The organism is Flavobacterium acetivorans (assembly GCF_020911885.1).
GTDB lineage: Bacteria > Bacteroidota > Bacteroidia > Flavobacteriales > Flavobacteriaceae > Flavobacterium > Flavobacterium acetivorans.
In genome coordinates this window covers 1,240,094-1,263,330 of sequence record NZ_CP087132.1, presented here as the reverse complement: position 1 = coordinate 1,263,330, position 23,237 = coordinate 1,240,094, and the positions used below count along the sequence as shown (strand labels likewise).

Here is a 23,237-nt window from a genome sequence, read left to right as displayed (position 1 = left end):
ATTGCACTAATTTTCACAAATTAATTAGTACCAATACTTGCAATTTGTGATAAAGATGTTTTTTATAATAATTCTGTATTTAATATAGAATCCCGAATATAATCGGGATTCTATATCATTACTATTCGGAATTATATACCAAAATTATGGATTATTAAGACCCTTCTGCATCTCAAATCTAAAAAACATGAAACCTATAAAACACCTCACCCGCTTATTTGATCGCCTGATTGAAGACCAAGCTATTCATCCCACCCACATCAGTTTGTACTTTACTTTATTTCAATATTGGAATATCAATCGCTTTCAAAATCCGATTAGCATTACCCGAGATGAGATCATGATCATTAGTAAAATAAGCTCTAAGACTACCTACCATAAATGCATGCGGGAGCTTAATGATAAAGGCTATATCAAATATGAACCGACTTTCAATCCATTCAAAGGCAGTATAGTATTGTTATTTAACTTTGCGGAAGATGAGGGTGTGGAGGTATGAATTATCGGCTGTAAGTCAGCTGACTGGCGAGCCTAATTATGATCCTGATGCAAACGAGTAACAGTCCGCTCATAGGGACTGCCAGTGGTACTTTTTTGAGTGTGCTACCGAATTTACAATCGGAAGACTGGATATGCACATAAAACCTGCAGTATAAGTTAAGCTACATTTTTGTAATTAATTTGATTGTTAAATTCTTCAATAGTTGCATAATTCAAAGTAGACCCGAGCGTAGAAAAGCCAAATCAATGTCTTTTTTTTCTGTTATACCCAGTTTCAATGTATTGCTTCGTCTGTTGACTGTGCTCGGGTCAAAGATTTGAAGAAGCTTACCGCTACAGCATTATTCCAACAATTTCCTTTACGACGCAGCTCAACAAATAAATCATCATTAATACTGTAATTAACAGATAAAAAAAAGTAGTTTTTAATGAAAAATGGAGGTGGTCATTTTGAATTGGAATTGGGTGGTCAATTTGACTGGTTTTTCCAGCTAGATTACTAAAAATGGAATGCTTTTATCATTAATTCCTGCTCATTTCTTGAAATTCCTATTTCTTTAGCTATAGATTTCCAGTTGCTTGTTACTTGAATAACTTCTTGCATAATAACTTCCATTTGTTGTTTGTTTAAACGGAAATATTTGCCAACGCTTTTTGCCAAATCCAAATCGAGTGCATTATTGTCCATATCAATGTTCAAGGCTAAGCCGTCTTTATCAATGGAAGGATTAAGGTCATAAGCAGGAGATAAAATCCAACCTTCTGTTGTTAATATAAATCCGTGGTTGCGTAGATGGTCATCAGTATTGGAAATAGCAATATTGAAGATAATTCTTCGCCATAGTTGGTGTAGATTGGCTTCTACATTAGCACCATGATTACTAATGAACTCGGCAATGTCTAAATAACTGGCCGGATTGTCCCGGATAGTATCCTCATTGTTCGCTGTCATGGTCATTGCAGAAGCAAAGTGAATTCTTTCTCCGTTTTCTCTATCAAAGCGTTTGGTGAAGAAAGTATGGTGGTTGCCCATGATTTTTTGTATACGGCATGGTGCCATGTCAATTCCTGCATTAATCGCTAATTGACAGGCTAGGAATTCCCAAGCTGCTTTATCGATAGCATCTGTTTTGGATGGGAATTTAGCAATCCAAAGACTTTTATCATTGTCTAGGATATTGGCTTTTGGTCTTGCTCCACCCAAAGAAGAACCCGGAGCCATCAATACTGTTAACCATTTATTGACTTCATCGTTTTCGTTGTCATTCTCGAAAATTGAAGCTGCGTTTTGTAATTCTCTAATAGAGGACCAAGGTGGAGTAGAAGAGGTTTTATTATTGTCTAAGAAATCTCCATCTGGGTCTGTTTTAAAACGTAAGGCTCCCATACGACTTTCGTCATACACACCTAAAAGAAAATCAATATCGTAAAGCGTCTTCGGTTTTTCATTATTTTCTCTTGCTAATTGTGCTTCTCTGCGTTTCATTAATGTGCGTCCCCAGGTGTCGGGCATGCTGTCTAGAAAAATTCCGAAGTTTTCCTTTTGGTTTGGGTATTGTGAGCCACCATAGAGTTGGATGTCTGGGTCTAAAAGAAACTTCTGTTCTGTTTTGAGCCAGTTTTTATCGTATTCAAAGCTAAATGCTTTTTTGCCTTTGGCTTGTTGTGCTGATAGAATACCAATAATTTTTGGTTCTTGTATGCCCTTCCAGTGGGCGTAAACATATATGTTGGTTTTTGTGGACATATAGATTTTAAGAAGGTTAGATTTTTGGACGAGATTGCTTCGTACCTCGCAATGACTTTATTTAAGAAGTTCGAGATCTTGGAGTTTTCTTCCTAGTTCATCGTCTGCAGCTAGTTTTAGGAAGTCGTCTTGTAATCCTAAAACGCGGAGCACATTGAAATAAGCACCAATAGCTACACTCGGATTTCCTTTCTCTATTTGGTATAGAGTAGTACGAACAATATCTGCTCTTTCTGCTACTTGTGTAGCTGTGAGCTTCCTTCTTTTTCTAGCCAATTTTATATTTTCACCCATATGTTCCAAGATTTTCAGGTGCTTTGGGAATATGGATTGCTTTCTACTACTCATGATGTAATGTTCATTATTATGAACAAAGTTAGCTTATTTGTTCATAATAACAAACATTTATCGATTGTTGTTGTGATTTTTCGTATGTTAAAACTATTGGAATGAAGTAATCTAATATTGTTATGTCAACGAATTGATTGGTTAAATTGAGTAATTCTCTATAATAATCTGAATTTTATGACTTATTTGATTTAATATCTTTCCATTGATATTTGTTCTGCCAATTTGCTTTTTTATAATTTCTTTACGTTTATCGACCAATAATCGTCTTTCGTTATTAAAAAATAATTTTTCTGCTTCATTGAGTTCTTGATTGTCTAATGTTTTTAGGCGAAGTAATTCGTATTTTATTTCCCGTTTTATTTCACCGTTTTCTAAAATATAATTGACAATTTTTGGATGTAAATTTTCCAAACTTAGCGGAAAAGCCTAGAAATAAAACTATTCCAAACAACAACTTAAGAATTTGGTAACGCTTTACCAACACAAAAAAACCAACACTTTATGTATCTTTCGTTTTGATTAAAACTTAGAGTATACAAATGGAAAAAGACCCCAGCTACAAAACTATTTTGGTTGCCCCGTTGAATTGGGGTTTAGGACATGCTACCCGATGCATCCCCATTATCAAAGCCTTACAAGACAATAATTACATCCCCATAATTGCGTCGGATGGTGTTGCCCTCGCACTTTTACGAAAAGAATTTCCCTATATAAAAACACTCGAACTGCCTTCTTATCAGATCGAGTATGCCAAAAACGGCAAAAATTTCAAGTGGAAACTAATAAAAAGTCTCCCAAAAATGATTCGTGCCATTTGGAAAGAAAAAAGAACCACCAAAGAATGGATTGCGAAATACGAAATTGATGGCATCCTATCTGACAACCGCTTGGGCGTTTTTGACCAGAAAACGCCATCGGTATTTATCACCCACCAACTCAACGTGATGACAGGAAATACCAGCTGGCTTAGCAGTAAAATCCACCAGAACATCATAAAAAAACACCGCATTTGTTGGATTCCGGATGTAGCGGGAACACCAAATCTAAGCGGGGAACTGGGCCACCTTCAAACGACTGATTTGAAACTGAACTACATTGGACCTTTAAGTCGGATTCAGAAAAAAGAAGTCGAAAAAAAATACGATCTCATGGTTATTCTCTCAGGGCCGGAACCGCAACGAACTTATCTGGAAGAGAAATTAAAAACGGAAGTTCAAAACTATACCGGAAAGGTGATTTTCATAAAAGGTATCATAGAAAAAGAACAGAAAAAAGAAGAAAAGGAAAACATCACTTTTTACAATTTCATGAACACAAAACAGTTGGAACAAGCGTTTAATGAAAGTGACTTGGTATTAAGCCGTTCCGGTTATACCACCATTATGGATTTGGCCAAACTAGAAAAAAAGGCTTTTTTTATTCCAACTCCAGGCCAATACGAGCAAGAATACTTAGCTAAAAAACTAGAAAAAGATGGCATTGCCCCTTGGTCAAGTCAGGGTGATTTCAGTATTGAAAAATTATCGGAAGTGAGTGCTTATTCGGGATTAAAAAAATTCAACAGTCCCGTAGATTGGAAGCAACTTTTCGAAATATTTGAACAATAATATGGGTTATCGGTTATCTGTTTTGAGTTATGGCCGACATAGGTTGTTGTAGGAGCAAGATGCTCGCAGAGGAAGATTAAGAAGCTGAAGTATGAACTTCAAGACCTGTCAGGCTTCGAAAACCTGACAGGTCTATCCCTTACATTTACAGTTAAAATTCAACCCCAAAATTACTTCTTATCAAACAATCTTTCGTGTTTAATTGTCTTGGCATTGATCATAAAATAGACCGATTCTGCAATATTCGAATTGTGATCTGCAATTCTTTCCATGTGTTTCAGTGCAATAATAAGATTGGTTCCCGAGCCCACAGTTTTAGAATGGTTCTTCATTTCACCAATGATTTCTTCTATAGCGGTTGCGCTCTTGGATTTTATACTATCATTCAAAACAAAAATTTCTTCGATAGTGGTTTCATCCCTATCTTGAAAACACTCATTTGTTTTTATTGTAATGGTCTCCACTTCTCTGGCAATTTCGGCAATATTGAATTTTGAGATCAATTCGTGTTTCTCTTTGATGTTTTTAGAAGCCTTTATAACACTGACTGCTAAATCCCCGATTCTTTCTATTTCATTACTAATTTGCATTGCTGACATGATAAAGCGCAAGTCAGAAGCCACCGGTTGTTGCAAAGCAAAAACACTTTGACAAATATCATCGATTTTTACATCTAATTTATCAATCTTATTTTCTGTTTTCTTCACTTCTTTCCCCACAGCAACGGGCTCGGAAAGCAATGCTTTTACCGACTCGGCCACTTGGCCTTCAGCCAGCTTAGCAATTTTTAATATGATATTTCTAAGTTTACCTAGTTCTGTTTCTAAATATGATGCCATTTGATTTTAGATTTTAGATTTTAGATTTTAGATTTTAGATTTTAGATTTTAGATTTTAGATTTTGAAACTTAAAACAAAACTACTACTTTAATTAAAACGAACTTATTCATAAGTCACATTTGACAAATAGTACCTCCTAATTTTAGTCCCAATAACTAAAACTATCCAAACCTTCCTGTTATATAATCTTCGGTTTGTTTTATCGCCGGTTTTGTAAAAATCGTCTTTGTTGTATCGTGCTCAATCAACTCTCCCATGTAGAAAAAAGCGGTCGTATCACTGATACGTCCTGCCTGTTGCATGTTGTGCGTTACAATAACGATGGTGTATTTATTCTTGAGCTCATAGATTAATTCTTCGATTTTTGAAGTCGAAATGGGATCTAAAGCAGAAGTAGGTTCGTCCATCAACAATACTGATGGTTTAATGGCCAAGGCGCGCGCAATACACAACCTTTGTTGTTGTCCTCCGGAAAGTTCAAAAGCCGATTTTTTAAGTTTGTCTTTGACCTCATCCCAAAGTGCTACTTGTTCTATTGAAGTAATCACTCGTTCTTCAATTAGCTTTTTATCGGTAATTCCGTTTACTCTTAGACCATAAGCCACATTCTCATAGATTGTTTTAGGAAAAGGATTGGGTTTTTGAAAAACCATCCCGACATTCTTACGCAAATCGTCTACATTCGTGTTTTTGGCATAAATATCGTTCCCATCAATAAGAATACTTCCCGACATCTGGGTATTGTCAATCAGATCATTCATTCTATTCAATAAACGAAGATAAGTAGACTTTCCACAACCCGAAGGGCCTATTAATGCGGTCACCGTATTGGTTTTCATTGATAACGAAATATCGTGTAATGCTTGATTTTCGCCGTAGTAAAAATTTACGTTTTTGGATTCTATTTTATGCATGTTAATTCATTTTTACTTTTTTTCCGTAATACTTGCGAAGGGCGTTCGCCAATAAATTAGAAATTAATACAATAATAATTAAAATAAGCGCTGTACCATAAGCCATCGCTCTCGAAGCTTCTATATTAGTTCCACTTGTCGCTATCACATACAAATGATAAGGCAAGGCCATGGCTTGATCGAATATTGATGTAGGCAATTTAGGTAAAAAATAAGCAGCAACGGTAAACAAAATTGGTGCCGTTTCTCCCGAAACCCTTCCAATGGATAATATCAATCCGGTAATAATATTTGGAAAGGCAATTGGAAACACAATTTTACTGGTGGTTTCCCATTTACTGGCTCCTAATCCAAAACTGGCCTGACGGAAAGTATCATCCACCGCTTTTAGCGATTCCTCTGTGGTTCTAATCACAATAGGCAAAACTAATAAACCAAGCGTCAAACCTCCGGCTAAGATCGAATCGCCAAATCCCATCTTATTAACAAACAAAGACATCCCGAACAATCCAAAGACAATCGAAGGTACACCGGCAAGGTTGTTAGTCATTTGCTTGATTATTTTCTTAGGCCATCCTTCTTTGACATACTCATTCATGTAAATTGCAGCCAAAACACCTACCGGAAAGGCAAACACCATACTCACTAAAACCAGACAAAGCGTTCCTATTATGGCAGGGAAAATTCCTCCTTCGGTCATTCCATTACTTGGCATTGCGCTAATAAATTCCCAACTGATAACTCCTATTCCTTTGATTACAATAAAAGCTAATATTACAAATAAAATAGCCACAACTGTATAACTAATAAGGCTAAATATACCAAAAGCAATTTTTTGATTTCTTCTTTTCTTTTTTGCTAAACGAATTTCCTTACTCATTTTAGTGTTTTTTATGGGATTGTTTATTCGTAACCATCTCTACTAACATATTTATTCCAAAAGTGATTAGAAACAAAATACATCCTAATGCAAATAAGGCCTCATAATGCAAACCACCGTTTGGCGCTTCTCCTAATTCTGCAGCAATAGTAGCCGGAATCGTCCTTACAGGAGCTAAAAAAGAATTTGGTATCACAGCCGCATTTCCGGTAACCATTAAAACCGCCATAGTCTCCCCAATAGCCCTACCAATTCCTAAAATAGCTCCTGCCGTTATCCCAGAAGCAGAATAAGGAATCACCACTTTATAAATAGTCTGCCATTGGCTCGCACCCAAAGCCAAACTGGCTTCTTTCATGGCACGTGGTGTATTGCGCATCGCATCTTCAGAAATAGTAATAATTGTAGGCAAGGCCATAATAGCCAAAACGACACTTCCCGCCAAAGCCGTTTCTCCAACTGGTAAATTGAAAAGACTTTGAATTAAAGGCACTATAACCACCAAGCCAAAGAAACCGTAGACCACTGATGGGATTCCCGCCAGCAATTCGATAAGCGGTTTTAACAAACTGCGAGTTTTTTTCTTGGCAATTTCACTCAAATAAATCGCAGCTGCTAAACCTATAGGCAAAGCCAAGAGGATTGCTCCAAGACTCACCCAAAGCGTTCCATAAATCAACGGCTTTACTCCCATTTGAGCAATGGGCTGTGCTGTTGGGAACCATTCTTCGCCCGATAAAAACTCAAAAACCTTGATTTTATCAATGTCAAGTTCCTTTCCTTTAAAATCTTTGGCTTTGTATTTATCCGAGAAAAAAGCAACTATTCCGGGAGTTTTAGCGATAAGCTCATTAATCTTTGCCGGAAAATACTCAAAATTCTCACCAAGTTCTTCGTCCGTGTAATAGTCGGTAATATCACTTGTTCGAAACAAAACGATCGCTTCGTCTTTTCCACCAACTTCTTTCCAGTTTTTAATTTTTTGATCAAAAATATCTTTAATCTGGGAAGGTTTTAATTTCTTTACCGGATTATCCGCCGCAACAGCGAGCAAGAAACCATCTTCTATGGGTTTTTTAGTAAAAACCCCAGCGCCTTCAATAAATAAAAAAAAGACAATAAGCAATACCGTAATACTAGTAGCAGCGCTACTTAGCATCAAAATAGATTCAATTATCTTCTCCTTAATCTGTTTCAAATTTGTTTTCAAATCAGTCTTTTTTATTTTTAGCAAAACTACGTTAGGTATTTGTTAACCATGTTTTGATGTTGTTATCCTTGTGTTAGCTTAATGTTAAGAAAAACTTGTTGCTTATAAATTTACAACTTATTTCAATAAAAAAAGCTATCGCAATACGACAGCCTTTTCTAGTTATAAAAATTAACCTTTATTAATTTAATGGAATATAACCTATTTCAGAAACATTTTTCTGTCCTTCTGCAGAAAGAGCGTAATCAATAATTACTTTCACTTTTGCTGCATTAGTCTTATCATACATATAAAACAATGGTCTTGAAATAGGGTAAGACTTGTCTTTAGCAGAAGCAATAGATGGCTCTACAAATGTTTTTCCCTGATCGTAAGATACTGCCAATTGTTTTACTTCTTTGGTCTCATAAGCCAATCCGATATATCCAATTGCGCCTTTCGTCTGACCTACTGCTTGTACAATAGCCCCTGTTGCCGGCAAACTCAAAACATCTGTAGCATAATTTTTCTTATCCATTACCTCATCCTTAAAGAACTCATAAGTCCCCGAAGAAGATTCTCTTGAATAAGCTACTATTTTCTCATCGGCTCCGCCTACTTCTTTCCAGTTTTTAATTTCTCCCGTAAAGATTTTCTCTAATTGCTCACGAGTTAATTTTGAAACTTTATTTGCCGGGTTAACGATAACCGTCAATGCATCATAAGCAATGATTACTTCTTCGATTTCTTTTTTCATTTCTGAAAACTTCAATTTCTCTTCTGTTTTAATATCTCTTGAAGTCATTGCAATATCAGTGGTAGCATCAATTAAGGCTGTCAATCCTACTCCACTTCCACCACCTACAACAGTAACACTAACATCGGCATTCTTTTTCATTAATTCTTCTGCCTCTTTTTGTGCCAATGGCAAAACGGTGTCACTTCCTTTGATTGTAACAGAAATAGCGGCTGTTTTAGATTCAGTTCCTTTGTCTTCTGTTTTTGCTTTACCGCAGCTTAACATACCAATTAATGGTAAGATTAAAAATAATTTAGTTCTATTCATTTTTGTTGTTTTTTTGTTGTTTTTATTTTTGACAAAAGTATTTCTTAAGTGTTAAGTCAGTGTTAAGCCAGCATTACCCAATTGTGATATTTAAGGCTTTCTAAATCAAGAAAACGAGCTCATCCCCAAATTGTTATATTCCAATTTCAAATTGAAAACGAACATACCAACTTCCTGTTGTGTTCCCCGAAAAATGATTTAAGTTCTCGTACGAACATTCTGTTTGTAATTTTACTTTATGCTCTAAAAAATATTTAGAGAAACTAACGGCAAACTCTTCTGCATCCGGAGTAAAAGCATGAATTTCTTTCCCTACATTTTGCGTAGAATATCTTCCGGCAATTTGATATTTAGACGGAAACAAATAACTCAATTGGGTGTCTACCCCTTCCCCCACAAAAACAGCCTGGGTTTTCGTGTTGTCCAAAGGATTTCTGGTAATTGGATTATCCGCTCTTCTTGACATATAATTAGCCGAAGCCGCCCATCCGTTGTACTTTAGCATTGTATCAAAAAAGAAAGATTGTAATGTTCTTGCTTCAAATAAATCATTACCCAGTTGACCTTGTGATCTACGGGCATTATTATTTTGATTAAAAGCCCCGGAAATCAATAATTTTGGCGTTTTTTCTCTTGCCAAATCTGCTTCAAAGTGAGAGCCATTTTTGGTAAATGAACCCAAAGGAAACAATTCCAGTTTTCCCGTTAAGGATATTCCATCATCTTTAGTTTTTGTCCAGTTTCTACCTTCTCCTTTAGTCAAGGCTCCTTTTACAGCATAGGTAAAATGATTTGGATTTTCTTTTCCATAGTCAATAAACAATCCAAAGTCACGATCAATATTGAACTTAGAGTTATTTATAGTTCTATCTGTAAATTCCAGCGCTCCCGAAGAAATTACACGCTGATTGTTCCCTGGCAATTTAGTCTGACCAAAACCGATCGACCAATTTTTTGTTGGCTTATAAAAAAGAACCCCGTCTAAAATTACATTTTGATTTTCTCCCGCCTTGATTACTCCTAAATCTCCTGCCGAAAAACCAAGTTCAATTTTATAACCAAACTTTGGATTATAAACAAAACCATCAAACTTTAGTCGCATTCTTCTGATTTCCCCTTCTACTGCACCCGCTTGTCCATCCGTCTTCTGATAACCGGCTCTACTTTGAACTCTAACACCAATATTCACCTGGAACAAACTGTCTTGGGCTGTGAATCCCAACTTTTTATCTGAGTTAAAATAATTCTTGGAACTCGCTTTTTTCTCTGAAGTCTTCCCTTCAATTTTACTGTCCTGCGCCGCTGCAATCATAGAAAACATAAAGAAGGCAAGTAATGATAGTTTTTTCATTTTGATTTTTAATTAACGTTGTGTTATTATAAAGCAAAAATAATGTTAATTTTTTTTTCTTATATTAAGAAAAGGTTACGCTTCTAATAAATTTAGGTAATCTCCCGCCCATAAACAACCGTTTGACAGTATTTTATAAAAAACAGCAGCAGAAGCATCAGAACATTCCTTCAGCTTCTGTTTTTCATTTTTATTTCTTCACAAAAGCTTAGATACTTACTCCTTTATAAAAAGTAAAAGCACAAAAAAACCTGTAGCTGAATAAACAACTACAGGTTTGAAAATTCTTCCTATATAAGAATCTATTTTTTATATTAATTAAGTTTTAGCAATCTTCTTTCGGGGGGCTTTTTCGAGGGTAAATGAAAAATCAGACCCTATACCAAACTCACTTTCTACATAAATTTTTTCTTTGTGCGCTTCTATTATATGTTTCACAATGGCCAGCCCTAAACCAGAACCTCCTTCAGAACGGGACCCGCTTTTGTTGACCCGATAGAAACGTTCAAAAAGTCGGGGAATATTCTGCTTTTCGATTCCCTCCCCGTTATCACTTATTCGGATCAATATCTTTTTCTTGGTTAGATTAACGACCGTCACTTCGGTAACCCCATTCTCTTTTCCGTACTTAATGGAGTTCACGATCAAGTTTTCGATCACCTGCTGGATTCTGTCTTTGTCTCCTTGAACAAAATTTGGTTGAATATTAGCATTTTCGAAACACAGTTTGATATGTCTTTTTTCAGCTTTCATTTCCAATAAATCAAAAACGTTCTGGATCAATTCGACCACATCAAACTCAGAATACTCTAAATTCAAATCCCCCGCTTCTAACTTGGTAATCATATCTAAATCCTCCACAATGTAGATCAATCGCTCCACGCCTTTCTCGGCACGTTTCAGGTATTTTTTTCGAATATTCTTATCTTCCATCGCGCCATCAATCAATGTAGAAAGATAACCTTGAACGGTAAACAAAGGGGTTTTTAACTCATGGGATACATTACCCAGAAATTCTCTTCGGTATTCTTCCCGAATTTGCAGCATTTCGATTTCCAGTTTTTTATCCGTGGCAAATTTCTTCACCTCTCTGGACAGGGTCTCCATATCTGTAGTAATGGGTTGATTAATCAAACTACTGGATTCGAGTAAGGAAACCTCATCATAAATCTTTTTTACTCTCCTATAGATAAAACGCTCCACGCGGTATTGCAAAACAATAAATGAAAAAGCATAAAGGCAAAAAATAAAGACAAACCCAAAAAGCAATAAACTTTGAAAGCTGGGCTTAAAAATTGAATTCACAATTAGCAATCCAAATCCTGTGGCAAAGACACTGATATACAATGCCGATTTTATAGCAAACTTGTAGGTTTTTTTAAAACTGATTTTCATCTAATATACATGCTGTTAATATCGTCGAAAGCAAAATAGCCTTCGACTCATTTAAAATTTATCACTACCTATATATAGTATCACTTAAACTTCAAATTTATAACCTACTCCTTTTATGGTTTTAAAAAGATCTTCTCCTATTTTTTCTCGCAGTTTCCTGATGTGAACATCAATGGTTCTTCCTCCTACAACGACCTCATTTCCCCAAACCTTATCTAAAATTTCATCTCTCTTAAAAACCTTACCCGGTTTTGAAGCTAATAGATAAAACAACTCGAATTCTTTCCTAGGTAAGGATATTTCAATTTCATCCTTTACAATCTTGTACTCTTCGCGATTTATTTCAATTCCGCCTACATTCAGGGTTTCCGTATTTTGTTCTTTCTCCTTTAATCTGCGCAAGAGTCCTTTTACTTTACTCACCAATAATTTAGGCTTAATTGGTTTTGTAATATAATCATCGGCTCCGGCATCAAATCCGGCCACCTGAGAATAATCTTCGCTTCGTGCTGTTAGAAAAGTAATGATTACATTACTCAATTCAGGAATTTTTCGAATATTCTCGCAAGCTTCCATTCCATCCATTTCCGGCATCATCACATCCATAATAATAAGATCCGGCAATTCTTTCTTGGCTTTCAAAATGGCTTCTTTACCGTTTGCTGCAGTAACTATTTGATAACCTTCCTGGGCAAGATTGTAGCCTACAATTTCCAAGATATCCGGCTCATCATCTACCAACAAAATCTTTGTATTTTTCTTTTTCATAGTATGTAAAAATTATTTGTCTTTGGTCATATATGGTATCGCCTTTTATTTATTAGGTGTTTGCTTAGGCAAACTTGTTGTTAGTGGCGATTTCATAAATGCAAAATTATATTTCTTGCTATCGAATCTTCATCAATATTTAGACCCAATAATTGTTAAATGTGTTGTAAATGTAAGAATAAAACAACGGCTAAAAAACTGAGTTTACCTTAATTTAATATCATAACCTTTTAATAATATTAGAACAACGCAATCGTAACAAAGCATTAACCTGAACTTTACAAAGACGACATTACTTTGCGGTAAATAAAAACAACAAACACAATGAAATTTAGAATTCTATTTATTGCCCTATTAATTACCACTTTGGCTTTCTCCAAAAGTCAGGGTACAATTACAGGAATATTGAAAGACCGAGACCTTAATGACAAAGGTTTACCCGCAGCAAACGTACTAATTAAAGGAACAAACATTAGTACTAACACTGATGCTGACGGAAAATACAGCTTGACCATTACACCTGGAAACTATGTTGTCCAGTTCAGCTTAATGGGTTATGAAACCGTTGAAGTACTGGTAACTGTAAAAGAAGGGCAAACAACCGTTATTAACGAAACTTTGGTTTCTGCCAGCTACAATCTGGACACCGTTGTTATTAAATCAAAGGTGAACAGAGAAAAGGAAACCGCTTTGCTATTAGAACAAAAAAATGCGGTTGAGATAAAACAAAGTATTGGTGCCCAAGAAATGTCCAGAAAAGGAGTGAGCGATGTAGAAGAAGGACTGAGTAAAATTACAGGTATCACCAAAGTAGAATCACGTGGTTTATTTGTTAGGGGATTAGAAGATCGCTACAACAATTTACTAATAAATGATTTACAGGCACCGTCTAATAGTCCTTTTACCAAAATTATTCCATTGGATTTGTTTCCTACAGATATTGTTGGAGTACTAAATGTCTACAAAACTTTTAATCCAAATATTTCCGGTGATTTTGCAGGAGCAACCGTGAACATAGAAACAACTCAAGCTAAAAGTACAACCAAGATCAGCTTAGGAGCTGGTTACACAACTGCAAATAATGGCTCTGATTTCTTAATCCATTCAGACGCTAACAACACTCAAGGTATCTTTGGTTTGAACGGGAAAGACCGTCAATTAAGCACTGCTTTTGGTAATGTCCCTACAGCCAGAAAATTAACTCCAGAACAATATAATACCGCATACAAAGATAATACTTGGAATGTAGACAAAACTTCAAGTCCGTTAAACACCAGTATCGGTTTTATTCATTCTGAAAAATTCGATTTAGAAAACGGAGATAAAATCAATTACTCCTTTTCTATAAACGGAGACAATAAATACGTTATCCGTAAAGGAGTAGATCGTACATTTATATTAGGTGCCGGTGATTATGACAATAATTTTCAAAAAGAAAGCTACAGCTATCAAACTAACGCATCAGCTTTAGTAGCTATAAAATACAAAGCAAAACGATTTGATATTGGCATAAATTCTTTCTATTTGCGCTCTACTGACAGTAAAATCCAAGACCAATTAGGGTATACAAACAATCAGTCCTCAAATCCAAACATCTTAATTCGCACCAATCAATTTGATCAATCTGACTATATTAACACCCAACTTACAGGAAACATTAAACTTACTGAAGATGAAAGACAAACTCTAAAAATTGGCGGTTCTTTTGTAAAAACAGCTTACGAGCAACCTGACCGTAAATTTATCGTTGGAGAGAAAATTTCGAATACGGAAATCAACACCTCATATGGTGGAAATCATTTGAACAGACAGTATTTAGACATCAACGGAAACTATTATTTCTCTGGCTTATTAGAGTACAGTCTAAAATTTAAAGAAAAAGAAAATGGTAAATTCAATCGTTTAACCATTGGCGCAAACTCTTTTGTTAATAATCTAAACTCTATTTATAGAATTTTTTCCGGATTTAGAATGACAAACAAAAATTACACTGCTCCTATCAATACTATTGATCAATTTATCACAGAGGATATCAATAGTGGAATCTTAAGCGTTCGTGAAGAAACTAATGCGGATTATAAAGTAAAATTAAACCAAATGGTACATGCTGGATATGTAAATTACTTACACCAAATTGGCGACAAGTTTGAGATCAACGGAGGAATTCGAATAGAAAACTCAGAAAGAGTTATAGATTATAGGAATTTTGGAGACATCATCAATGGGAAATACAGAAAAATTAACAACCAGAAAACAAACTTTCTACCTGTTGTAAATGCTAAATACGAATTGAACGATAAAACTAATTTACGTTTTAATGCTTCTAAAACAATTACCAGACCAGTAACGATGGAGTTATTACCAATACAATACATAAGCCCAGACGGAAAATCTATTTTAGGTAATAAAAACATAAAAGACAGTGACAATTACAACCTGGATGCGAAGTATGAACTGTTTCCAAAAAGTAACGAATTGGTAGCCGTAGGTCTATTTGCCAAACAAATTCAAAACCCAATCGAAAGAATTTTCATTGCAGGAGCCGGAGGTAGCGGACAAACAATGACCTACCAAAACTCCAAAGAAGCTTTCCTATTTGGCGCAGAAATTGAACTGCTTCTACAATTGGAACGTTTATCCCCCCTTTTATCCGATTTTTCTTTTGGATTTAACACTTCCTTAATGAAAACCGATGTCAAAGTAAATTACGGCCCTACTTCATTAGAAAACAATCCGAGTAGAAAACTACAAGGAGCTTCAGAATGGATTGTGAATTCAGATTTAAAATATGACTTTAAATTCAATGAAACCATGAAAAACTCCGTTTCGCTTGTTTATGGAGTATACGGGCCTAGAATTTTCGCAGTAGGTTCTGCAGGAATGGACCATATCTACGAACAACCGTTTCATAAATTAGATTTTATATGGACCAGTAAGTTAACTAAAAATATCGATGTCAAATTTGCTGTAGATAACATTTTAAATTCATTATATAAAATGGAATTAGGTACTGAGAATCGATTTACAATAAACGAAAGCTCCTTAATATTAGAGAATTTCAAAAGAGGCCGAGGATTCTCCTTAAACCTTTCATATACTTTTTAACACCTAAAGCTACCTAAAACGGTAGCTTTTTTTGTGAAAAACAAAAAATAATGTCAATCACTTTATATAAAGTTTACATAAAATTCAAATTTTAGCAACAGTATTATAATATTGAGTTAACCTCTGCCTGTAATATCCTTTCTAGATTTGTATCAAATAATTACAACAAAAACAAAAAAATGAAAATGAAAAAATTAGTATTAAGCTTAGCAATAGTAGCTTTAACTTTAGGAAGCTGTTCTTCTGATAATGAAGACATCAAAAATGAACCAATCCCAACTGGAGAAATTAGCGGAGAAATCACAACAGACAAAGAGTATCCGTTAGGAAACTACACGATACAAGGAACGGTAAAAATTAAAAGTACAGGATCATTAACTATTGCTGCCGGATCTACAATCACAGCAAATGGCAGTGATGGTACAGCAGATGCTTTACTTGTAGAAAACGGAGGGCAATTATTTTTGAATGGTACAATTGCTTTGCCAATTATTTTTACCGAAACATCAAAAACTGCAGGTTCTTGGGGAGGAATCATCATGTATGGTGATGCTCCAATAGTAGGTGCAAATGGAGTAACATCTGCGACCTCTGAAGACGGAAACAATTTAACGTACGGAGGAACAAATGCAGCTCACAATGGGGGGGCATTAAAATATGTACGTGTAGAATATGCAGGTAAAAAATTAACTGATAACACTAGTGAAATGAATGGGTTTTCATTTTATTCCGTGGGTTCAGCAACTAAATTAGAAAATCTAATTGCTTACAAAGGGGCTGATGACGGATTTGAATTTTATGGTGGAACTGTAAGTGCTAAAAACTTGATTTCTTATGGAAACTTTGATGACTCATTTGACTGGCAAGATGGCTGGAGAGGTGCTGAAAATACAAACTGGTATGCTTATCAAACAGGAACCGGAAATTATGGAATGGAAATTGAAGCTAAATCAGTAAACAATGCTTTTGGACCAAAAATCAGCAACATTACTTTAACTAGAGCTGCTGGAACAGCTACTGAAGGAGGTTCATCTGCTGCTGAATATGATGCTATCCAATTCAAAAAAGAAGGAAATGGAGAATATTCAAATGTAGTAATCTCTGGATACACTACTTCTGGAGCTACTGCAGTAAGAATTCAAGATGCTACAACAAACACTAATCAAGTAACTGGTGGAAAAATCAAATTATTGAATGTAAAAATCAATGATGGTACTTCTCTATTTGGAGGTGTTGGAACTGGATTTACTGTTGCTTTCCCAACAGGAAATTACACCACAAGCAGTACTTCTACTGGAGCTTCATTAACAGGCGGAGCTTGGGCTATCATCGACGGTGTTAATTTATTAGGAAAATAATAAAGCAAACTTTTTATTATATTTAAAAACACCCTGACAATCAGGGTGTTTTTTTTGGCATACTATTTGAATATTTTTTTATATCTTTACTATTCAAAAATCCTGCTAATGAAAAAAAAATACTTTTATACTACAATCTTAATGGTACTTTTCTTTTCCTTAAGCCTCAGCGCACAGGATCTTAAGCAAATACCAAAACCGCAAGAAACCTCGGTCATTGAAGGTTTGAACTTGTACCCCAATCCTGTGAGTAATGGCAAAGTATACATTTCGACAAAAAATGATTTAGAAAAAGAAATCATTATTTTTGACCTTCTAGGAAAAAAAGTACTCCAAACGATGATTAATTCCAGAGAACTAAATGTTTCCAATCTATCACCGGGTGTTTACATCATAAAGATTAACGAACAAAACGCATCGGCCACCCGAAAACTCATCGTAAGATAAAACACTAAAATAACTTATAAAGCTCCAACTCAACTTGGGGCTTTTTTTATTTAGATCCCGAAAAAAAACATCAAAGACCCGAATCAAAAAGGTCCTGCATTTTCCTGAAATGATTTACGCAGGGATTGAAAGCCGATTTAAACTCAAAAAAAAACTCAGCAATTCATCTTGCCCAAAGAAAAAATAAAACCTCTTTTACAGCAATTACAATATCCTTCCAACAGACTTATTAATTAGAGAGTTAGCGTTTTATAATTAGCATTTATCGATTCTCAATGATATAAATACTATCTTTGCACAAATTATGGAATATTATGAGTAATAAGGAAGGCAATAATAAAAGAAGCGGAGCTAGACCAACAAGTTCTAGACCTAGTTCTAATAAGCCAAAACCTGCGATGCAAAAAAGGGCACAAGGTCCAAAAAAAGCAAAAATAAATACTAAAGCAGTAGAAGTTGTTTCTGATAAAGTGGAAAAAAAACCAAATCAGGCACCTAAAAGACCTAAAGTAAAAGACGAAATTCGTTTGAATAAATATATCGCCAACTCTGGCGCTTGTTCCCGCCGTGATGCGGATATTTACATTCAATCCGGTAACGTAAAAGTAAACGGAATTCCGGTTACCGAAATGGGATACATGGTAAAACCAGGCGATACCGTAAATTTTGACGGAGCAACATTAACTCCTGAGAAAAAAGTATACATCCTATTAAACAAACCAAAGAACTTTACAACGGCACTTGACGAAGGTCAGGAATTTCGAAATGTATTAGAACTGGTAAAAGGTTCTACAACTTCAAAAATTGCTGCTGTAGGAAGAATGGACAAGAACACTACTGGTCTGCTATTGTTTACGAATGATACCGATATGATTCGTAAATTCTCCTTACCAAGCCAAAAATCATCTAAAATCTACCAGGTTTCTTTAGACAAGAATTTGAAATTTGAGGATTTAGAAAAAATCAGCAAAGGTCTTGTTCTTGATGGACACCGTGTTTTTGTAGAAGATGTAAGCTATATTGAAGGAGAAGCAAAAAGTGAGATTGGACTTAAATTAAGATCTTCAAACGTAAAAGTGGTTCGTTCTATTTTTGAACACTTCAAATACGATGTTTTAAGAATTGACCGTGTTTCATTTGCTGGTTTAACCAAGAAAAATTTACCAAGAGGAAACTGGAGATTACTTACAGAACAAGAAGTTATCAATTTGAAGAATCTAAAATAAATTCATTGAAATCATTACAATTAAAATCCCTTTCGTGACAAACGGAATGGGATTTTTTTATGCCTGACAAACACAATTATTATGACAGCCGAAAAATTACAGTCTATTGCCTTCAAATGGTTTGATGCTTTTAACACACACAATCTAGAACAACTGCTTTCGCTTTATGATGATGACGCACAACATTTCAGTCCAAAATTAAAGATTCTCAAACCTGAAACTAACGGACTTGTCATTGGGAAACAAGCCATGCGCGAATGGTGGCAGGACGCCTTTCACAGATTGCCAAGCCTAAACTACAAAGTCACTTCGCTTACGGCAAATGGCGATCGCGTCTTCATGGAATACACCCGATCTGTAGAAGGAGAAGACAACATGCACATAGCCGAAGTTCTTGTGGTAAAAGAAGATAAAATCATCGCTTCACGCGTATATCACGGATAAGATTTAACAGACGTTCGATACTGAATTTGCGGTAAAAATATTTCTAGAAACTAAAACGATACTTGAAACCCACAAAAAAAGCCTACAACAGAAATATTCTTGTTGTAGGCTTTTTTGACAGTAAAAGACTTTATTTATTATCCCCTCACTTTTTTAGTCGGCGCTTCCTTTTTATCTAATCCTCTTTTTCTTAACAAAGGTGCAATACTCGGTTCTGCCCCGCGAAAACGCTTGTAAAGAATCATTGGATCTTCTGTCCCTCCCTTTTCCAAAATATTCTCGCGGAATAGTTTTGCTTTCTCGGGATTAAACAAAGTAGTGGTTTTAAAGGCTTCAAATGCATCGGTATCCAAAACACCAGACCAGATATAGCTATAATATCCTGAAGAATAACCTCCTGCGAATATATGGTTAAAATATGTACTTCTATATCTTGGAATAATCGCGTCTATTAAACCTATTTTATTCATTGCTGCCTTTTCAAAAGTATTTGCATCAACAGTAATATCTTTGGTTTGCGAGTGGTATTCTAAATCAAGTAAAGAAGCCGCAAGATATTCAGTAGTAGTAAAACCTTGGTCAAAAGTTCCTGCTTTTTTTAATTTATTGATTAAACTTTCAGGAATAACTTCACCCGTTTTGTACTGTTTGGCATACATTTTCAAAACCTCTGGTTCTGCTGCCCAGTTTTCCATAATTTGAGATGGCAATTCAACAAAGTCTCTTGGAACGCTTGTTCCCGCAAGACTCTTATAAGTTACATTAGATAACAATCCGTGTAAAGCATGTCCAAATTCATGGAAAAAAGTAGTTACTTCGTCAAAAGTCAACAATGCTGGAGTCGATCCTGTAGGTTTTGTAAAATTACAAACAATAGAAATGACTGGTGCCATACGTTTTCCATCAACCGTTTTTTGACTTCTGTACGAGGTCATCCAGGCGCCACCACGTTTTGATTCACGCGGATGAAAGTCCATGTAAATAATCCCAATATGACTTCCATCAGCTTCTAGAACTTCCCACACAGAGGCATCTTCGTGATACTTAGGAACATTATTTAATTCTTTAAACTGAATTCCATATAATTTCTCTGTTACCTGAAAAACTCCGCTTCTCACGTTTTCTAAACTAAAAAAAGGTTTTAATTCTTCCTCGTCTAAATCAAAACGCTCTTTTCTGATTTTTTCGGTATAATACCTCCAGTCGTAAGGCTGCACCTCACCTTTTATACCATCTTTGGCCATCATTTTTTTAATATCGGCCGCTTCTTGCTTGGCAATTTCCAAAGCTGGTTTCCACAAATCACTCAAAAGTTTGTTCACATTCTCAGGTGTCTTGGCCATCGATTCTTCCAATACATAATTAGAATGGGATTTATAACCCAGTAAACGGGCTTTCTGACCACGCAAATTAGCCAATTTTACGGCGTTCTCTTTGTTATCAAATTCATCATCATGATTTGCCCTAGTTTGATAGGCATTCCAAATTTCCTGACGCAATTTTCTATTAGAGCTGTATTGCAAGAAAGGCATCACGCTAGAATTAGCAAGTGTAAAAACCCACTTCCCTTCTTTTCCTTTAGCCTTAGCATCTGCGGCTGCCGCATCAATTAACCCTTGGGGCAAGCCGGCTAAATCCTTTTTAGCGGTGATAACCAATTCGTATTTATTGGTTTCGGCCAAGATATTTTGGCCATATTTCAGCCCTAATAACGAAAGTTCTCCATTAATTTTTCTGAGTTTTTCTTTATCTGAATTTGATAAATTAGCGCCACTTCTCACAAAATCTTTATAGGAATTATCCAGAATTTTGGCCTGCTCTAAGTTCAATCCCAAAGATTCTTTTTGGTCCCAAAGTGCTTTTACTCTTGCAAATAACTTTTCGTTAAGGTAAATATTGTCTCTGTGTGCCGACAAATTCGGCGCCACTTCTTTGGCAATATTTTGCATTCCTTTATTGGTATTCGCACCATTTAAATTCGAAAAAACCACATTTACATTCGATAATAATTCTCCTGCATTTTCCATGGCAAGAATCGTATTATCAAAAGTAGGAGCCGCTATATTATTGGCAATGGCATTAATTTCTGCATCATGTTTTTTGATTCCTTCTAAAATTGCAGGTTTAAAATGCTCGTTTTTGATCTTATCAAAAGGCGGCACGTTAAAAGGAGTATCATACGGCTGAAAAAAAGGATTCGCTATCGATCCATCTTTTCTTTCTTGGGCGTCAATAGTTATCATATTACCGATAACTAACAGCATAAAAAATGATTTCTTTCTCATTTGAGTGTAATTAATTTAAAAAAGTAAACTTATACAAAACAACTCAAAAGACTAATCATAATAGAATTAGTTAACTAAATTTTAGGAATATTTTACACATTCCGGATCAATCCCAAAACCTGGGGGGAAATGTCAAAATAAATTGAGAGATTTGCAATCTTAAGAATGAGAGATGCCCCCAATAGACCTTTTAAAATTCATGTTACCTGACTTTTTAGTAGATCACTTTGAAGTGGTTTCTTCTACTAACACAGAAGAAATAGTACACCTATATTTTGAAGAGAATGCCAAGCCTCCAAAAGAATTTGATACACTGGAACTAGTATCAAAGGGCTTTCAGGATGAGATAACCATTCAGGATTTCCCTCTCAGAGGTAAATATGTATATCTACATATAAAAAGACGTCGCTGGACAAATAAGACAACAGGCGAAATTCTTAAAAGAGATTGGAATTTAGTTGCTAAAGGAACCCCCATGACTCAAGAGTTTGCGGCTTTTTTAAAAGAAATTAATAGATAAGAGTGCTACTGATTGTCACACCATTGGTGGTTTCTTCGGAGTCAACGGAAAGAAACTCCAACGGCAATATAAAAAACACCTGAGTTCCTTTAATGCTTGGGCTCCACGAGAACATGCACATCAATGGATTGTTTACCCTGAAAATATGGGCACCCATTTATCAATTGACGAAGTAGCTTTGTCTCAGGGTGAACTTTACACTATTGTAACCAACAAGAAGTTCAAAGGTAAAAAAGGTTCCTTAGTTGCCATTGTTGCTGAAACAAAGGCAGATAAAGTCATAGAACATATCAGAAAGATTGATTACAAGAAGAGAAGCTGTGTCAAAGAAATAACACTTGACATGGCTAATTCTATGAAATTGATCTCTAAAAGATGTTTCCCTAAAGCCACACAGGTAACAGATAGATTTCATGTCCAAAAACTGGCACTGGAAGCCTTACAAGAGATTAGGATTAAACATCGATGGGAGGCTATGGATTTTGAGAATCAATTGATATTGCAAACCAAAAGAGAGAATCAAACCTATATTCCGGAGCTCTTAGCTAACGGTGACTCTGTAAAACAGCTATTAGCCAGGAGTCGATATGCACTTTATAAATCTCGCGAAAAATGGACTGAGAATCAAAATGAAAGAGCTCAATTATTATTTGGACTATATCCAGATATAAAAACAGCCTATTATCTAAGCCAACAACTTCGAGGTATCTACAATAGCAACAATGACAAGCACATTGCGATGACTAAACTAGCACATTGGTATAGGAATGTAGAGGAATCTGGTTTTAAAAACTTCAATATTCTACTCAATACTATAACTTTCAATTACCGGTCAATCTTAAACTACTTTGATAATAGAAGTACCAATGCTTCTGCTGAATCTTTCAATGCAAAAATAAAAGCCTTTAGAAGTCAGTTTAGAGGAGTAAGGAAAATAGATTTCTTCTTGTTCAGATTATCTAATCTTTTTGCCTAATCCCCCAACTTTTGCGCATGATCCCACATTCCTCAAGTTTAGATCTAAAATCCAAAACACGGAACAGGAGTTGAATCCAGAAAATAAAACCAAAAAAAAAAGCTTCTCGATTGAGAAGCTTTTTTTGTGCGGATAATAGGACTCGAACCTACACGCCTTGCGGCACCAGATCCTAAGTCTGGCATGTCTACCAATTTCACCATATCCGCGTAATTGTGGGTGCAAAGATAATCATATCTTCCAATATTCAAAACATTTTTTCAAAAA

The 23,237-nt window shown here is 35.4% G+C and carries 21 protein-coding genes and 1 tRNA gene; 9 read left to right on the top strand and 13 right to left on the bottom strand.

All coding sequences use genetic code 11. The features are described 5' to 3' along the window. Window positions 1–187 precede the first annotated feature (187 nt). Window positions 188–499, top strand: a complete 312-nt coding sequence (locus LNP19_RS05650) for a hypothetical protein (protein ID WP_230063818.1) — start codon at window positions 188–190, stop codon at window positions 497–499. 501 nt (window positions 500–1,000) lie between these two features. Here the strand turns inward: LNP19_RS05650 and LNP19_RS05645 are convergent. From LNP19_RS05645 to LNP19_RS05635, 3 genes are all read right to left on the bottom strand, one after another. After that, window positions 1,001–2,248: a type II toxin-antitoxin system HipA family toxin gene (locus tag LNP19_RS05645; protein ID WP_230063817.1), complete on the bottom strand. Its 1,248-nt coding sequence runs from the start codon at window positions 2,246–2,248 to the stop codon at window positions 1,001–1,003. 57 nt (window positions 2,249–2,305) lie between these two features. Beyond that, window positions 2,306–2,596: a helix-turn-helix domain-containing protein gene (locus LNP19_RS05640; protein ID WP_230063816.1), complete on the bottom strand. Its 291-nt coding sequence runs from the start codon at window positions 2,594–2,596 to the stop codon at window positions 2,306–2,308. Window positions 2,597–2,737: 141 nt separating this feature from the next. Further along, window positions 2,738–3,010: a hypothetical protein gene (locus tag LNP19_RS05635; RefSeq protein ID WP_230063815.1), complete on the bottom strand. Its 273-nt coding sequence runs from the start codon at window positions 3,008–3,010 to the stop codon at window positions 2,738–2,740. Between the two features lie 128 nt (window positions 3,011–3,138). On the opposite strand from LNP19_RS05635, the gene LNP19_RS05630 reads away from it, so the two are divergent. Then, entirely contained in the window at window positions 3,139–4,206 is a 1,068-nt protein-coding gene (locus tag LNP19_RS05630; protein WP_230063814.1) for a glycosyltransferase, read from the top strand. A gap of 170 nt (window positions 4,207–4,376) precedes the next feature. Here the strand turns inward: LNP19_RS05630 and phoU are convergent, their stop codons facing one another. The 8 genes from phoU to LNP19_RS05590 all read right to left on the bottom strand — a co-directional run bounded on the left by phoU (window position 4,377) and on the right by LNP19_RS05590 (window position 12,609). Then, window positions 4,377–5,045: a phosphate signaling complex protein PhoU gene (phoU, locus tag LNP19_RS05625; protein ID WP_230063813.1), complete on the bottom strand. Its 669-nt coding sequence runs from the start codon at window positions 5,043–5,045 to the stop codon at window positions 4,377–4,379. 162 nt (window positions 5,046–5,207) lie between these two features. After that, window positions 5,208–5,960, bottom strand: a complete 753-nt coding sequence (gene pstB, locus LNP19_RS05620; RefSeq protein ID WP_072945832.1) for a phosphate ABC transporter ATP-binding protein PstB — start codon at window positions 5,958–5,960, stop codon at window positions 5,208–5,210. A gap of 1 nt (window position 5,961) precedes the next feature. Continuing rightward, complete coding sequence (pstA, locus tag LNP19_RS05615; protein ID WP_230063812.1) at window positions 5,962–6,840, bottom strand: phosphate ABC transporter permease PstA; 879 nt, start codon at window positions 6,838–6,840, stop codon at window positions 5,962–5,964. 1 nt (window position 6,841) lies between these two features. Then, on the bottom strand, window positions 6,842–8,050 hold the full coding sequence (gene pstC, locus LNP19_RS05610) for a phosphate ABC transporter permease subunit PstC (protein WP_230063811.1): 1,209 nt from the start codon (window positions 8,048–8,050) through the stop codon (window positions 6,842–6,844). Between the two features lie 181 nt (window positions 8,051–8,231). Beyond that, window positions 8,232–9,095 (bottom strand): PstS family phosphate ABC transporter substrate-binding protein, encoded by an 864-nt coding sequence (locus LNP19_RS05605; RefSeq protein ID WP_230063810.1) that lies wholly within the window; start codon window positions 9,093–9,095, stop codon window positions 8,232–8,234. 133 nt (window positions 9,096–9,228) lie between these two features. Continuing rightward, window positions 9,229–10,446, bottom strand: a complete 1,218-nt coding sequence (locus LNP19_RS05600) for a porin (protein ID WP_230063809.1) — start codon at window positions 10,444–10,446, stop codon at window positions 9,229–9,231. 318 nt (window positions 10,447–10,764) lie between these two features. Beyond that, window positions 10,765–11,841, bottom strand: coding sequence for a sensor histidine kinase (locus LNP19_RS05595; RefSeq protein ID WP_230063808.1), 1,077 nt, complete (start codon window positions 11,839–11,841; stop codon window positions 10,765–10,767). An 84-nt stretch (window positions 11,842–11,925) separates the two neighbouring features. Further along, entirely contained in the window at window positions 11,926–12,609 is a 684-nt protein-coding gene (locus tag LNP19_RS05590; RefSeq protein WP_072945825.1) for a response regulator transcription factor, read from the bottom strand. A 324-nt stretch (window positions 12,610–12,933) separates the two neighbouring features. Here LNP19_RS05590 and LNP19_RS05585 point away from each other — a divergent pair, with 324 nt between their 5' ends. The 5 genes from LNP19_RS05585 (at window position 12,934) to LNP19_RS05565 (ending at window position 19,189) form a co-directional block, all read left to right on the top strand. Then, a complete protein-coding gene (locus LNP19_RS05585) occupies window positions 12,934–15,714 on the top strand; it encodes a TonB-dependent receptor (RefSeq protein WP_230063807.1) in 2,781 nt (926 codons plus the stop codon). Between the two features lie 185 nt (window positions 15,715–15,899). Further along, the gene (locus LNP19_RS05580; RefSeq protein WP_230063806.1) at window positions 15,900–17,072 is read left to right on the top strand and encodes a hypothetical protein; all 1,173 of its coding nucleotides are present in this window, start codon (window positions 15,900–15,902) and stop codon (window positions 17,070–17,072) included. 108 nt (window positions 17,073–17,180) lie between these two features. Then, window positions 17,181–17,519, top strand: a complete 339-nt coding sequence (locus LNP19_RS05575; RefSeq protein ID WP_230063805.1) for a T9SS type A sorting domain-containing protein — start codon at window positions 17,181–17,183, stop codon at window positions 17,517–17,519. 314 nt (window positions 17,520–17,833) lie between these two features. After that, window positions 17,834–18,745 carry a pseudouridine synthase gene (locus LNP19_RS05570; RefSeq protein WP_230063804.1) on the top strand — a complete coding sequence of 304 codons (912 nt, stop codon included), beginning with the start codon at window positions 17,834–17,836 and terminating at the stop codon, window positions 18,743–18,745. A gap of 81 nt (window positions 18,746–18,826) precedes the next feature. Continuing rightward, a complete protein-coding gene (locus tag LNP19_RS05565; protein ID WP_230063803.1) occupies window positions 18,827–19,189 on the top strand; it encodes a nuclear transport factor 2 family protein in 363 nt (120 codons plus the stop codon). A gap of 137 nt (window positions 19,190–19,326) precedes the next feature. Here LNP19_RS05565 and LNP19_RS05560 read toward each other — a convergent pair whose 3' ends face one another. Beyond that, the gene (locus tag LNP19_RS05560; RefSeq protein WP_230063802.1) at window positions 19,327–21,474 is read right to left on the bottom strand and encodes a M3 family metallopeptidase; all 2,148 of its coding nucleotides are present in this window, start codon (window positions 21,472–21,474) and stop codon (window positions 19,327–19,329) included. A gap of 199 nt (window positions 21,475–21,673) precedes the next feature. Between LNP19_RS05560 and LNP19_RS05555 the strand changes: the two genes are divergently transcribed. Together LNP19_RS05555 and LNP19_RS05550 are read left to right on the top strand one after the other, a co-directional pair. Then, the gene (locus tag LNP19_RS05555) at window positions 21,674–21,994 is read left to right on the top strand and encodes an ISAon1 family transposase N-terminal region protein (RefSeq protein ID WP_230063801.1); all 321 of its coding nucleotides are present in this window, start codon (window positions 21,674–21,676) and stop codon (window positions 21,992–21,994) included. Next, entirely contained in the window at window positions 21,987–22,970 is a 984-nt protein-coding gene (locus LNP19_RS05550; RefSeq protein ID WP_428979047.1) for an ISAon1 family transposase, read from the top strand. Before LNP19_RS05555 ends, LNP19_RS05550 begins: the two co-directional genes overlap by 8 nt. 127 nt (window positions 22,971–23,097) lie before the next feature. Here LNP19_RS05550 and LNP19_RS05545 read toward each other — a convergent pair. After that, window positions 23,098–23,179 (bottom strand) — tRNA-Leu (locus LNP19_RS05545). Window positions 23,180–23,237: the final 58 nt, after the last annotated feature.